Origin of the sequence: Collinsella aerofaciens, assembly GCF_040915545.1 — a bacterium.
Lineage (GTDB): Bacteria > Actinomycetota > Coriobacteriia > Coriobacteriales > Coriobacteriaceae > Collinsella > Collinsella aerofaciens_BE.
On record NZ_JBCPDH010000040.1, the window covers coordinates 1 to 14,174 of the forward strand.

A 14,174-nucleotide genomic window follows, 5' to 3' on the forward strand; every position below is an offset into this window, starting at 1 on the left:
CGATGTTGCCCCATACGCCCGCCCAGGTCCGCCGGGATTATGACAGCTTGACGATCGGAGCGAATCCCTTCATGAGCTTTTTGGTCTGGCCGGTCTTTTCGAACTGGACCTCGATCATGTCTCCGGCGACCGAGATCACGGTACCCGTGCCAAAGGTCTTATGGCTCACGGTATCGCCCGCGGCAAAGTCCTGCGATGCGCTGGCGCGATCGACCTTGCGCTCCACCGTCGGGGACACCTTGGACGACGGCTTTTTGGCTCGCGGCGCGCCCGAGCCAAAGGTCGAGGCAACACGGCCGGCGTCGGGCGAGACCCCACGATGGCGCTCGGTCCCGTAGCTGCTGCCGCCAAAGAAGTCGTCAAAGCTCGATCCGCCGCGCGAACCGGAACCGCCGGTCGAGCGCGTATGCGAACCAAATACCTTGCCGCCATACATATCCGAGCCCATGCCCGAGCCAAAGGTGCCGCGACGGTCGCCGCGTTTCTCCCAGCCCGTGCCTTCAAAACCGGCAGAACCGATACCGCTAAACTCGATATCCTCAAATGGAATCTCGTTGAGGAAGCGCGAGCGCGGGTTGGCAGAGGTCGAGCCGTAGGTGCGACGCGTGGCCGCATAGGTCAAGAACAGGCGCTTACGGGCGCGCGTGATGGCAACGTAGGCCAGGCGACGCTCCTCCTCGAGCTTGCCCGGGTCATCGCTGCCGCCAAAGTCGTGCACGTGCGGGAAGATGCCCTCCTCCATGCCGGCCACGAACACCGCGGGGAACTCCAGGCCCTTGGCGGAGTGGATGGTCATCATAGTAATGGCATGCGTCTCGCCGGCCAGGGAATCCAAGTCGGAGCGCAGGGCCAGCCACTCCATGAGTGCCGGCAGCGCCTTACAGGTGAGTGGGCCGTAGGTGCGCTCGATCTCGTCGGCATGCACGGCGCCCGCCGGCAGCTCAGTCGGCGCGGCATACGCGTTGCCCGCGATGGCGGCGGCCAGGGCATCCTGCGGAGACAGCGCAGGAGCGGCTAGGCTATCGAGCGGATTGGAACCTGCGGCATCGCGTGCACCGACGAGCGCCTCAAACGAGGATGCCGGGGCGGACGGCCCCGGTTCGGGCGCGGGCGCGCTCACCACGACGGGCTCGGGCTCGGCGCCGGCAGGCACGTCGGCAACACCGGCTGCGCGCAGCTCTTCCAAACTCTCGAGCGTACCCTCGATATCCTCGTGCGTCTCTTCAAATTCGGCGGCGACGCCCAGGAATTCCTGGATGTTCTCGGCACGGCTCTCGGACTCCATGGTGCCCTCGGCACGAAACGCCTGCAGCAGGCCCGTCTTATCGACGATCATCTCGACGACGTCCTTGAGCTCGCCGTCCATGCGGCGGCCCTCGCGCACCAGCGACACAAAGCTCGACAGGCCATTGCGGACCTTGGCGCTAAACATGCCCGTCTCGGCGCACGCGATCTCGCAGGCCTGGAAGAACGAGCAGCGGTTGTCGCGCGCCAGCTGCTCGATCTTTTGGATCGAGGTGGAACCGATGCCGCGGCGCGGTGTGTTGATGACGCGCTTGACGCTCATCTCGTCGGCCGGGTTCACGATCATCTTGAGATAAGCCATAACGTCGCGGATCTCGGCACGGTCGAAGAATCGCGTGCCGCCCACGATCTTGTAGGGCACGCCCGCGCGCAGGAACATATCTTCGAGGATACGCGACTGGGCGTTGGTACGATAGAACACGGCGATGTCGTCGTAGCTCGTACCTTTGGCGTGCAGCTTTTCGATCTCACCGGCAATCCAGCGGCCCTCGTCGCGCTCGTCACTCGCCTGGAAGGCCTGGATCTTCTCGCCATCGCCCTCGGCCGTAAACAGGCGCTTGTCCTTGCGCTGCGAGTTGTGGCGCACCACGGCGTTGGCGGCGCTCAGGATGTGACCCGTGGAACGATAGTTCTGCTCCAGCTTGACGGTCTTGCAGTTTTTAAAGTCCTTCTCAAAGTCCAGGATGTTGGTGATGTCGGCGCCACGCCAGCTGTAAATGGACTGGTCATCGTCGCCCACGACCATGAGGTTTTGGTACTTGGCGGCCAGCAGGTTGGCGATCTCGTACTGGACGTGGTTGGTGTCCTGGTACTCGTCGACGCTAATGTAGCGGAAGCGCTCTTGGTACTTGTTGAGCACCTCGGGGCGGGTGCGCAGCAGCTCGAGCGTGCGCATGAGCAGGTCGTCGAAGTCCATCGCGTTGGCGGCGCGCAGGCGGCGCTCCAGCTCCAGGTAGACCTGCGCGGCCTTTTTGTCGTTGGGGCTATCGGCGCTCTTGAGCATGTCCTCGGGGCCGATCATGGCGTTTTTGGCCGAGCTGATCTTGCTGCGGATCATGTTGATGGGGAACTGCTTTTGCTCGATGCCGAGCGCCTGCATAATGTCGCGCACCATGCGCTTTGAGTCATCGTCATCGTAGATGGTGAACTGACCGGTGTATCCCAACAGGTCAGCGTCCTCGCGCAGCATGCGCACGCACATGGCATGGAAGGTGCACACCCACATGCCGCGGGTGCCGCTGGGGATGAGCGCTGCCAGACGCTCGCGCATCTCGGCCGCGGCCTTGTTGGTAAACGTGATGGCAAGAACCTGCCAAGGCTTAACACCCAGGTCGCCGAGCATATGTGCGATGCGGAAGGTCAAGACGCGGGTCTTGCCCGAGCCGGCGCCGGCGAGCACCAGCAACGGGCCCTCGGTGGTCAGAACCGCCTCGCGCTGGGCGGGATTAAGACTGTCTATGTCGACGAGCGGCTTGGCGGGCTTGGGTGCCGGCGCAGGAGCGTCGTAGATGTCGAGCGGGACGAGTTCGGGCTCCGGCGCTGCAGGGGCGGTGTATACATCGAGCGACACGGGTTCCGGCGCGAGCGGCACGGGTACCGCGGTGTTCTTTTCCCAGGGCAAGGGCTGGGTCATGGGCGACTCCTCATCTGACGGACGGCGCGCCTGCGGGCGGCGCCATAGTTTGAGCCGTACCAGTATACCGAGCCGCGCGGACACCGACGCAAATCACACCACGACTCCGTGCGCCACCGTCAGGCCCTCCCCAGCGGATTTGGTGCATTGGGGTCAGGTTAGTCTGCACCAATCAATTGACAATCACGAAACCGCCGATGTCATGGCAACGGTAGCTAGCGGCGGCCAGAGCGAACAAATTGGCATGAGAAGAGGGCAGCATAGACCTTTTGGTCATGCCACCCTCTTTGAATGACAAGTTGTCGCTCTGGCCGCCGCGCAGCGTCGACTAAGTTAGAGGCCGAGCATCGGCTCCAAGACAAAGAAGTATGCGAGCACCACGATGCCCAAGATGATGCGGTAGACGCCGAAGCACTTGAAGTCGTGACGGCGGACGAAGCCCATAAGCCACTTGATGGCAATGAGCGAAACCACAAAGGCGACGACGCAGCCCACGCCCAGGATGGCGATCTCGTTGGTGCCGAAGGTACCGCCCTTAATAAAGTACTTGACCAGCTTGAGCGCGCTCGCGCCAAACATGACGGGAATGGCCAGGAAGAACGTGAACTTAGACGCCACCGAGCGCGTGCAACCCAACAGCAGACCGCCGATGATGGTGGAACCGGAGCGCGACGTGCCCGGCACCAGCGAGAGCACCTGGAAGCAACCGATACCCAGCGCGGTCTTCCAGCTCAGATCCTCGAGCGTAGTGATGGAGCCAAAGTCCAGGTTATCGTCATCGTCTACAGTGGCAGTCGCAGCGGGAGTGGCAAAATGCGCACCAGCGGGGCGTCCGCCCGCCACCACGGCACGCGAACCAAACGAACCGGCAAGAGCGGCCTGGTCGCGCTTGTTCGCGCGCCAGTTCTCGATCACGATAAACAGCACGCCGTACACAATGAGCGCCAGCGCCACGACGGGAGCATTATAGAAATGCTCCTCCATCCAGTCGTTAAGCGGCAGACCGATCGCCGCGGCGGGAATGCAGCCGAGCACAATCTTGCCCCACAACACCCAGGTGTCGCGACGGCCCTCCTTGCCCTTGCTGGGAGAAAACGGGTTAAGGTCGTAGAAGAACAGGACGCAAACGGCCAAAATGGCGCCAAGCTGAATCACGACCAGGAACATATTCCAGAACGTCTCGCTCACGTTCATCTTGACGAACTCGTCCACCAAGATCATGTGACCGGTCGACGAAACAGGCAGCCATTCGGTAATGCCCTCGACTAGGCCCATGAAGGCAGATTTTAGAAGCTCGATGATATCCAAAAGGACCCCCTCGTTAGACACCCGCCGATATTGTTCTGCGGACGGTGCGGGCGATGTCCCATTATCAACCGTTCGGCCGCAGCCGCGCCCACCCTTACCAAAAAACTCGCCCGTTCACAGAATTGCGAGCGGTCAAACCCAAATCCTTGGGTATAACTGCAACAAGATAAAGTGTCCGGCGGCCACGCATCCGCGCCCGCCCGATGCACGAGCCCCACGCCCGTGCGATAGACCAAGGAGGAAACCATGAACGAGGGCTACACCAAGGTATTTGTTTCACTCGACGGTACTGAGCAGCAGGATTTTGTGCTCGCACGCGCCATCAAGGTCGCCGCGAACAACGGCGCCAAGCTGATCATCGGCCACGTTATCGATTCCACGGCGCTCGAGAGCGCCGGTTCCTATCCGGTCGATCTGGTCAACGGCCTAGAGGAGGCATTTAAGAACTCCATCGCCAAGCAGCTCGAAGAGGCCAAGGCCAATCCCGACATTCCCGAGGTCGAGGTCATGATTCGCGCCGGCCGCATTCGCGAGACGCTCAAAGACGAGATGCTCGACGTGGTCAAGCCCGACCTGGTGCTCTGCGGCGCTCGTGGCCTGTCCTCGATCAAGTATGCGCTGCTGGGTTCGATTTCGACGTTCCTGCTGCGCAACACGGACTGCGACATCTTGGTCGTGAAGTAGCGTTGCTCCCACCGGCCGCGGGGCCTGCGGGGTTTCCACGGGCACGTCCTCGCCGCGTTGCGGCTGCGGGATGTGCCCTTAGGAAACCCCTCCCGGCCCCGCGGCCTTCGCAGCCTTGCTTCAACGAGTTGTCTGATGGAAAAATGGCGTGCCGCCCCGTTTGGGGCGGCACGTTTTGTTTGGGGCGACACGTTTTTGTTATGGGGGATTCATTTGAGCCCCCATAGTTGTGTTCACGTTCGGGAACATAGCGCCAATTGCCTTTGCTATGTTCACGTTCGGGAACATTGCCGTCCGCACCGCAAGACGGCCCGACTACTCGAAATATTGGAACTTGTTGGTTGAGAAGGCGAATGTTACGACGAAGCCTTCGCCCGGCTCCGATGTCGCGGTGACGTCGATGCCCATCTTGGAGCACAGGCGCGCCACCAGGTAGAGGCCGATGCCCGTTGCGCGCTTGGTGGTGCGGCCGTTGTCGCCGGTAAAGCCCTTCTCGAACACGCGCGGCAGGTCTGCCGCACACACGCCGCAGCCGTTGTCCGCGACGGTAAGCTCGATGCGCTCGCTCGCCAGACCCTCGTCCAGCAACGCACCCGAAAACACGATCTTTGCGCCGTCCTCACGCGCATATTTAATGCTGTTCTGAATGAGCTGGCCCAGAATAAACTCGAGCCATTTCTCGTCGGTAAAGACCTCAAAGTCGAGGTTCTCGCACACCGGAGCCACGTGCGCCGCGATAAGCTCGCGCGCGTTGGCTTTAATCGCGCCCGTCACCAAGGTCTTGAGATCCCAGCGGCGAATCAGGTAGTCGCGCTCCACGACTTCCGAGCGCGCGTAGTACAGAGCTTGGTCGATATAGCGCTCCACGCGGGCAAGCTCGCGTGCCAGATCGTCCACGCGCGACAGGTCGTCTTCGCTACCGTCCAGGTTTTCCAAAATCAGATGGGCCGCCGCCAGGGGCAGCTTGGCCTCATGGACCCAGCTCTCGATATAGTCGCGATAGTCATCGGTCTGACGGCGGCCTTCGGCAACCTCGTCGCAAGCGGCTTTGCCCACCCGGCGCAAGACCTCGTACTCGAGCTCGCCCTCGGCATAGGTCGGGCATTGCACCATCTCCTGCACCCATGCGGGACTCTCGAGCTCCTCGGCCGCACGCTCCAGCTGGCGCAGAAAACGACGACGGCGCGCGTACTCGATCACGATGCCGAGCATACCAAAGATATAGGACACGCCGACCGCCACGACCACGATAGAAACGGGTGCGCCGGCGACCGTCAGCACAAAGCAGCTCAGCAGCACGCCGCACGTCCACACGGCGACGGGAAGCAGCGCGTCTTTAAAGAACTTGGCAAACGACATAGCCGGCCCCTAGACCGAATAGCCCTGGCCGCGGTGCGTGGTCAAATACCCCTTGATGCCGATTTTTTCGAGCGTGGTGCGCAGGCGGTTGATGTTAACGGTGAGCGTATTGTCGTCCACGAAGGCGTCGGAGTCCCACAGGTCCTGCATGATGGCCGAACGCGAAACGATCTTGCCCGCGCGGCTCAGAAGCAGCGAGAGGATACGCAGCTCGTTTTTGGTGAGCTCGGTACTGGTGCCGGTTAGCGTGTTGGTGACCATGGAGCGTGCAAGGTCGAGCTCCAGTCCCTTGTGTACGAGCGTGCTGCGCTCGCCCGCCGCCGCGGTGCGACGCAGCAAGGCATTGATGCGCGCCACGAGCACACGGGCGCTATAGGGCTTGGGAACAAAGTCGTCCGCACCGAGCGTCATGGCCATGACCTCGTCGATCTCGGTCGTGCGCGACGTGAGGACGATGATGGGAACCTCGGATTCGCGGCGAACCTCGTGGCAGATATGCTGGCCGTCCTTGACGGGAAGCGTGAGGTCGAGCAGCACCAGGTCGGGCGCGGCGGCGAGAATATCGCGCGAGACATGCTCAAACGATTCGCAGGCCTCGATTTCAAACCCGGCGCGGGCAAGGATGTCGATAAGCTCACGACGAATGGGCTCGTCGTCCTCAACGACATAGATCAGCGCCATGTGTCCTCCCATTTCGCGTAACATGCACCTTTCACACCATTATGCCCACAGCGTCGCAGCGATACGACCCCGTGGGCACCTAATGTGACAAAAGCGTTCGGCAGTCTTGAGAGAAAATAGGGGCCGACCGGTCCTAAACCGATCGGCCTCATCACTTCGACCTCGAGCCTCTACTCGAGCGTACGCATGTATGCAGAGATGGCATCCAGGCCCTTCTGCAGGTCGTCGGTGTTATCGGAGTATGCATAGCCGATGCGCATGCTCTTGGGCTCCTCGAAGCAATCGCCCGGGGTGACGAGCGCGCCGGACTTCTTAATCATGTCGATGCAGAACGTCCTGGAGTCGATGTCGTAGTCGTAATACACGAGCGCGGTGGTACCCGCCTCGGGCTTGACGAACGACAGGTGCGGCTCGCTCTCGACCCACTTCTCCAGAACAGCAAGGTTCTGACGGACGATGCGACGGCTGCGCTCAAGGATCACGGAAGCGTTGCCCAGAATCAGCTCCGCCACCGTCTCGCTGAATATGCCAGCGGAAATCAGGTTGTAGTCACGATGCGAGAGCAGCGCGCGACGGAGCTCCGGGCTCTTGGTGACCGCCCAGCCCAGACGCAGGCCGGCGAACGACCAGACCTTGGACATGGATGCGGTGACGATGGCCTTGTCGTACAGGTCGATCACGGACTCGGAGTACTCATCCGTCTGAGTAAGCAGACGGTAGACCTCGTCGCAGAGCACCCACGCGTCGTGTTTGCGTGCGACCTCGACAATCGCCTTGAGCGTATCGGTGTCGAGCAGGGAGCCCGTGGGGTTGTCCGGGTTATTGATGCAGATGAGCTTGGTATCGTCGGTCACCAGAGCATCGAGCGCGTCGACGTCGACGTGGTAGCCGTTCTTGCGATCGAGCTGAAGGATATCGACCTTCGCGCCGCACATCTCGGGAATCGAGTAAAGCTGCTGGTAGGTGGGCTTGACGGAGACTACGTGATCGCCCGGTTCGACGAGCGTGGAAATAACCAGGGAGTTGGCACCGGTCGCGCCGTGCGTGGGCACAATATGCCCGGGCTCGACCGTCTTATAGAGACGCGCGACCCCCTCGAGGAAGCCGGGCTGCCCCTCGATGTCTCCGTAGGTGAATCGGCGCGAGCACAGGCTATCGAGCCACGCCTTCTTGTCGGTGTTCGTAAGCTCGAACAGCTGGTCGAGCGTGAGGGAGTAGACGCACGTCTCCGCAACGTTGTGGGTGCACTTGGTCTCCCACTCGTTCATCCACTGCTCGACGGCGAAATCCTTGATCTGCATTGTCGTTTCCTTTCCTTGACTTTCTTACAGTTCCACCACGGTGCCCAGCCCCGCCTCAATGGCGCGGTCGTAGGCGATTTTCGATGCCGAAAGGTCCTGAACGGCGATGCCCGACGTATCGAACACCGTCACCTGCTCGTCATCCGAACGCCCCGTAGCCGCGCCGGCGATGACTTCGCCGAGCTCCGCTCTGATGTCCTCGGGCGTGATGACACCCTCGGCAACCGGAATCTCCAGCTCACCGGACGCGACGGATTGCTCGCGATCGTCGACGTAAACAGCGGCACGGGCGACAAGCGCCGAGGCGAGCTCCTGCTTGCCGGGCATGTCGGCACCGACGCAGGAGATATGCGTACCAGGACGCACCCATGAATCGGGAATGATGGGCTTGGTCGCCGGCGTGATCGTCACGATGATGTCGGCCTCTGCCGCGGCGCCTTGGCCGTCGGCCGTCGCCTCGATGGAATAGGTGGATGCCTCGCGAGCATGCTCGCAGGCGCCCAAGATATGGGCGACCTCGTCTCGCATGCGCTCGACGCGGGCCTCGGGCGCGGCATCGGAAACTGGCTCCCACACCTTGACCTCGCTCACTTTGGGACAGGCGGCGAGCACGCCCGCCACCATATAGATGCTCATGTGGCCGGCACCCGCAACAAGCAGTTTGGACGCATCCGCCCGAGCCAGCCACTTGGCACCGAGCGCAGCGGCGGCACCGGTGCGAAGTCCAGTGACGGCGGAGGCATTGAGCAGCGCCAACGGCTCTCCCGTCGCGCTGTCGCACAGCAGCGTGGTGCCAAAGATCTCGGGCAGCCCCTTTTTGGAATTCTGAGAGAACCAAGCAGTGAGCTTGAGACCGAAGAGGCCGCTTCCCGCCAACTCGCCCGAGCGGATATCCATATCGGCCACGCCGGGCTCGAACTGCTCATATACCATCGGCCACGCAACGCCCTTGCCCGTTGCCTTCTGGCGATATGCCTCCTCCACGGCAGCGATTGCATCCTCAATCGTCAGCACCTTGGAAACTTCCTCGGCCGAAAGCACCACCATCTGCCCCATCATCGCTCCTCTCAGCGAAAGCTTTACGTTGCCTCACTGTACGGTTTAGTAACGATGCCGCCAAGGATCATTTCTTGTTGGAATCTACAACGATTCTCAATCTGATTTTTCGTTCTATCAGCAGGTATTTGAACTATTTCCTGCATCAACGGCATACGGATGTGCGATTATCCTATTTATACCTGTACTTATTGTAGTGATTTACAAGGTGATGTTGATGCTATACACCATCTCGGACTTCTCACGGGAATATGAGGGGTCGGTCCGTCTAATCGCCGGCAGCGATGGCGTCTCGCGTGCCGTCTCTGGCGTCGGGATCCTCGATTATGAACTTATGCCCGGCCTCAAGAACAAGTACCAGCGCGCCAACTTCAGCTCAGACGAAATCGTCCTCAGCACCTTCCTCTATGCGAAGGACGACCCATACCTCATCACTGAAGCCGTGAAATACCTCGTCGCCAAGGGAACGAGCGGTCTTATCATCAAAAACGTCCTGCACATCCCGATTCCCGACCAAGCCATCCGCTACGCCAACGCGCGGCACTACCCGGTCTTTCTCACGACCGACGACTCACTGTTCTTTGACAGCGTCATCTATGAGGTCAAACGGCATATCGAGCAGCTCGCGTCCATCGACTTCGCACAGCGCGAGATCGATGCCCTGAGGACAGACGTATCGCCCGAGTCCATCTGCCGACGCATCCGAGGCCTCAACCCGTCATTTCTGGACGAAGCGGTCGCCCTGTTCGCATCGTTTGCAGAGCCCCTCGACCCGCGTACGTTTTTGCAAATCGAACGTCTCTGTGCAAAATCGACCCTCGCCGGATGCCACAACATGCTGGCACCCTATGACGGAGGATTGCTATTCGTAGCGACAAGCGACTCGGAGCAGACGCTCGATGTGGAGCGAATCGTGCAGGCGCTCACGGAACTCATCGAGGCTAGCGGTATCGATGGTGGAGCGGAAGGGCTCGGCATCAGCGATATTCTGTTTGGAGACGAGGCGGTGGCGCAGGCGATCTCGCAGGCGATTTACGCACAGCGCCTATCTTGTCAACGAGCCGAGGGTCCCGTCCGCTATACGCAGCTCGGCATCCTGAGAACCGTGATGCCTTTTGCGGAAACCCCGGAGATGCGATCGTTCTCGGAAGCGATTCTCTCGCCGATACGCGAGCACGACAGTGAGCATGGCAGCGAGCTGGAATCCACGCTCGCCGCATTCATCGAGAACGACCGACGTATCGAGCGAACCGCCAAGCAGACTGGCCAGCACCCGAACACAATTCGATATCGCCTCGATAAGGTGACAGCCCTCACCGGACTGAGTTACAAATGCGCCCCGGAGATGGAGCAGCTGTCGCTCGCCTACGCCATCGAACGCGCTCGCTCGCTTCAGTAAGCCAACCCCGCCTTGAGGTTAGGAGCGGCGGGCACGGAGCTTTTCGTAGCCGTCGGCAAAGAAGGCGACCGTGGCGGCGTCGGTCTCCGCAGCGTCCGTCTCGGTTGCGGGAACCACGCCGTGCTCGTCGCTCACCAGGAACAGCGCGCCCTTGAGCTGCGCGGGAATGTCTACGCGCGTGACCGGGATGCCCTTGGTCTGGGCCAGTTGCTCAATGAGCGTCGCCGTGCCGCACAGGCACTCGTCCGCCGGCGCCACAAAGGCAAGCTCGCCGTTGTTGACGGCGGCGAGCAGCTCGGGCGCCACGCCGGTCTCGTCGGCCTCGGAGCGGGCCTCGGCGGAACGGGCACGCAGCGCCTTGGCCGACGTATCGGCGAGCGGCTCGTACTCCCCCACCGTCATGGCGGCGTTGCCGTTGATGTCGATCACCAGCATGAGTACGCCGTCGTGCGCAGTGTAATCGCCCTCGGCAAGCGACCACTCAACGTGCTGTTTGGCCCAGCTGAGCATGTTATGGGTAAGCGGCTCGCCCTGCACCAGGCGCTCGGACAGTGCGCGAATGTGGCGGTTGAGCATGGGCACCTTTTTATTGGACATGCGCCAACGGCAGACAAGCGCGGGCTTGTCGAGCGTAAACTTCTCGACCGCCTCCTGATTGGCGCAAAAGTCCTCGTACGCACGCTGATCCTCGGCATTGCCAAACAGCTCGGCATCATCAATCTGGGGCATGGTTGTACCTTTCGTGTTAGTCATTCCGTCCTCTTATACCAAAAAGACGGCCCTCCAAACGGAGCAGCCGTCTTTTGCAGAGATTATTTTGTTCCGGGGCGAAACTTAGTGCCTAAAGTGGCGGGCGCCGGTAAAGACCATAGCAATATTGTGCTCGTTGCAGGCCTGAATGCTCTCGTCATCGCGCTTGGAGCCGCCGGGCTGGATGATGCAGGTCACACCGTGCTCGGCAAGCACGTCGACGTTGTCGCGGAACGGGAAGAATGCGTCGCTTGCGCAGGCAAAGCCGCCCTTCTCCACGCCCTCGCGCTCGCAGAAGTCCTCGGCGCGCTCGCAGGCCAGCAGCGCAGAATCCACCCGGTTAGGCTGACCCGGGCCCATGCCAATGCCGGCCTTGCCCTTGGAAACCAGGATGGCGTTGGACTTAACGCCCTTGCAGACCTTCCAGGCAAACTCGAGCTCGGCCATCTCGGCATCGGTGGGCTTGCGGTCGGTGGGGAACGTAAAGGTCGCGGGATCCTCGGTCACGTGGTCGACCTCCTGCACCAGCATACCGCCGTCGATGGAGCGCAGCTCCACCTGGGCGCCGTGGTCCACGCCGCCGGTCGCCAACACGCGTAGGTTGGGGCGCTTGGCCATGCGCTCGAGCGCCTCGTCGGTGTAGCTCGGGGCGATGATAACCTCGACGAACTGCTTGTTCTGATCGGCAAAGTGCTCGACCAGCTCATAGGGAACCTCGCGGTTGCAGGCGATGATGCCACCAAAGGCGCTCTTGGGATCGCAGGCGAAGGCGCGGTCGTAGGCGGCCGTAATGTCCTCGGCAACGGCGGAACCGCAGGGGTTCTGGTGCTTGAGGATTACGCAGGCCGGCTCGTCGAACTCGCGGACCAGGTTCCAGGCGGCGTCGGCATCCAGATAGTTGTTGTAGCTGAGCGGCTTGCCCTGGATCTGCTCGGAGCCCACGAGCGGGAACTGCGAGCTCGCGGTGTTCTCGCAGCCCTCGGCAAAGCGGTAGACCGTAGCCTTCTGCTGAGGATTCTCGCCATAGCGCAGGTCGTCGACCTTCTCCAGCGAGATCTCGAGCTTGGCAGAGGTGTCCGCCACGTCGCTTGCCTGGGCGGCAAGCCAACGGGAGATAGCCGTGTCGTAGGCGGCGGTGGTCTGGTAGACCTTCACCTGCAGGCGACGACGGGTGGAAAGCGTGGTGCAGCCACCGGTCTCGTGCATCTCGGCCAGGACGGCATCATAGTCGGCCGGGTCGGAGATGACGGTAACGCTCGCGGCGTTCTTGGCAGCAGAGCGCAGCATAGAGGGGCCACCGATGTCGATGTGCTCGATGGCGTCCGCGAAGGTGACCTCGGGGTTGGCGACGGTCTTCTCGAACTCGTACAGGTTGACGACGACCAGGTCGATCAGCTTAATGCCGTGCTGAGCGGCCTCCTGCATGTGCTGCTCGGAATCGCGGCGGGCCAGCAGCGCGCCATGAACCTTGGGGTGCAGGGTCTTAACGCGGCCGTCCATCATCTCGGGATAGCCCGTGAACTCCTCGATGGGGGTTACGGGAACGCCCGCGTCCTCGATGGCACGAGCCGTGCCGCCCGTAGAGATGATCTCGACGCCAAAGTCGTCAACCAGCGTCCGTGCGAAATCGACGACGCCCGTCTTATCGGTAACCGAGATCAACGCGCGTGCGATCTTCACATCAGATCCCATGCAGTCCTCCTGTCTGGTACGCCGCCGTGCTCTGTGAGTCGGTGATACGTCGATCTGCAGCGCTCGCGCAGCGGCATTGAAAATACTGATTTAATGTAGCGCATCGAGCGCATCGATGCATCCCGCAACGGGCGCATGTGCAGAAAAAGTTTGCGAGCGGAGGGGATGGGCATGGCACCGGGCACGGTGAGTTCATGGAACACAGGGGCACCATAATTAGATGCCAATGGCGTGGTAGAACTGTGCTCGATATGCATCCGCAAAAGAAAGAGGCACCATGGTCTCGCGGGTTCTCTACCGACCGTTTGATACCGAAGACTTCGACGCCATCGCGCTGATTCTGCAGCAGCTTTGGCATAACAATTCGGATAACGATGAGTACAACCGCCTTGAGGCCGCGTGCGACCTCGCCTATTGCCTTTCGTCGTCGACGTTTTCACAGGTTGCCGTAATCGACGGTCAGGCGCGTGGCATTTCGCTCGCGCGTGCGGGACAGAGCTCCGGCGCCACTATCAACGAGCATTGGATGGATACCGAACGCGCGCTGCTATCGCAGATGCGTGAGCTAGAGCCCGATGCGTGCGCCGAGTATCTCTCGTTTGTGCGCGCAACCATCCGAACCAACAACCGCCTGCTCGAGAGCAGCCCGTTGCCGCACGACAACGAGGTCACGCTGCTTGCCGTGGATCGCGATGTCCATGGCCTGGGCGTTGGCACGGTTCTGCTCGATGCCGCCGTCTCGCACCTGTCCTCGCTTGGAGCGACGAGGGCGCACCTGTACACCGACTCCAACTGCTCGTGGAAGTTCTACGAGCTGCACGGCTTTAAGCGCACGGCCACGCACCGCGCCAACCGCGAAGAGCGCCGTCACGACATGCCGCGCGAAAGCTTCCTCTACGAACTCGATCTAACAGCCTAAACCCGGCACTTAGGGACGTTCCTTTTAATATGAGCAGGACATTGTCAAGAGGCAAAATCGGGCCTGGCCCCAACGATATGGGGTCAG

At 61.3% G+C, this 14,174-nt stretch carries 11 protein-coding genes; 3 read left to right on the forward strand and 8 right to left on the reverse strand.

Features of this window, described 5'->3' with window-relative positions:
* Positions 1-37: 37 nt before the first annotated feature.
* Both AB5202_RS09230 and AB5202_RS09235 read right to left on the reverse strand, forming a co-directional pair.
* Positions 38-2,938: an ATP-dependent helicase gene (locus AB5202_RS09230; RefSeq protein WP_368144566.1), complete on the reverse strand. Its 2,901-nt coding sequence runs from the start codon at positions 2,936-2,938 to the stop codon at positions 38-40.
* Between the two features lie 333 nt (positions 2,939-3,271).
* A complete protein-coding gene (locus AB5202_RS09235) occupies positions 3,272-4,246 on the reverse strand; it encodes an undecaprenyl-diphosphate phosphatase (protein ID WP_368144567.1) in 975 nt (324 codons plus the stop codon).
* A 246-nt stretch (positions 4,247-4,492) separates the two neighbouring features.
* On the opposite strand from AB5202_RS09235, the gene AB5202_RS09240 reads away from it, so the two are divergent.
* Positions 4,493-4,930 carry a universal stress protein gene (locus AB5202_RS09240; protein ID WP_006235921.1) on the forward strand — a complete coding sequence of 146 codons (438 nt, stop codon included), beginning with the start codon at positions 4,493-4,495 and terminating at the stop codon, positions 4,928-4,930.
* Between the two features lie 315 nt (positions 4,931-5,245).
* Here AB5202_RS09240 and AB5202_RS09245 read toward each other — a convergent pair whose 3' ends face one another.
* The 4 genes from AB5202_RS09245 to AB5202_RS09260 form a co-directional block, all read right to left on the reverse strand.
* Positions 5,246-6,289, reverse strand: coding sequence for a sensor histidine kinase (locus AB5202_RS09245; RefSeq protein WP_368144579.1), 1,044 nt, complete (start codon positions 6,287-6,289; stop codon positions 5,246-5,248).
* Between the two features lie 9 nt (positions 6,290-6,298).
* The gene (locus tag AB5202_RS09250; protein ID WP_271738149.1) at positions 6,299-6,970 is read right to left on the reverse strand and encodes a response regulator transcription factor; all 672 of its coding nucleotides are present in this window, start codon (positions 6,968-6,970) and stop codon (positions 6,299-6,301) included.
* A 170-nt stretch (positions 6,971-7,140) separates the two neighbouring features.
* Positions 7,141-8,271: an aminotransferase gene (locus tag AB5202_RS09255; RefSeq protein ID WP_368144577.1), complete on the reverse strand. Its 1,131-nt coding sequence runs from the start codon at positions 8,269-8,271 to the stop codon at positions 7,141-7,143.
* Between the two features lie 24 nt (positions 8,272-8,295).
* On the reverse strand, positions 8,296-9,327 hold the full coding sequence (locus AB5202_RS09260) for an ornithine cyclodeaminase family protein (RefSeq protein WP_368144576.1): 1,032 nt from the start codon (positions 9,325-9,327) through the stop codon (positions 8,296-8,298).
* A gap of 217 nt (positions 9,328-9,544) precedes the next feature.
* Here AB5202_RS09260 and AB5202_RS09265 point away from each other — a divergent pair, with 217 nt between their 5' ends.
* Positions 9,545-10,726 (forward strand): PucR family transcriptional regulator, encoded by a 1,182-nt coding sequence (locus AB5202_RS09265; protein WP_368144574.1) that lies wholly within the window; start codon positions 9,545-9,547, stop codon positions 10,724-10,726.
* A gap of 18 nt (positions 10,727-10,744) precedes the next feature.
* Here the strand turns inward: AB5202_RS09265 and AB5202_RS09270 are convergent, their stop codons facing one another.
* Both AB5202_RS09270 and purH read right to left on the reverse strand, forming a co-directional pair.
* On the reverse strand, positions 10,745-11,455 hold the full coding sequence (locus tag AB5202_RS09270) for a hypothetical protein (RefSeq protein ID WP_368144572.1): 711 nt from the start codon (positions 11,453-11,455) through the stop codon (positions 10,745-10,747).
* Positions 11,456-11,560: 105 nt separating this feature from the next.
* Complete coding sequence (gene purH / locus AB5202_RS09275) at positions 11,561-13,168, reverse strand: bifunctional phosphoribosylaminoimidazolecarboxamide formyltransferase/IMP cyclohydrolase (RefSeq protein ID WP_368144571.1); 1,608 nt, start codon at positions 13,166-13,168, stop codon at positions 11,561-11,563.
* Between the two features lie 277 nt (positions 13,169-13,445).
* Here purH and AB5202_RS09280 point away from each other — a divergent pair, with 277 nt between their 5' ends.
* Positions 13,446-14,087, forward strand: coding sequence for a GNAT family N-acetyltransferase (locus AB5202_RS09280; protein ID WP_055310399.1), 642 nt, complete (start codon positions 13,446-13,448; stop codon positions 14,085-14,087).
* The last annotated feature ends 87 nt before the right edge of the window (positions 14,088-14,174 follow it).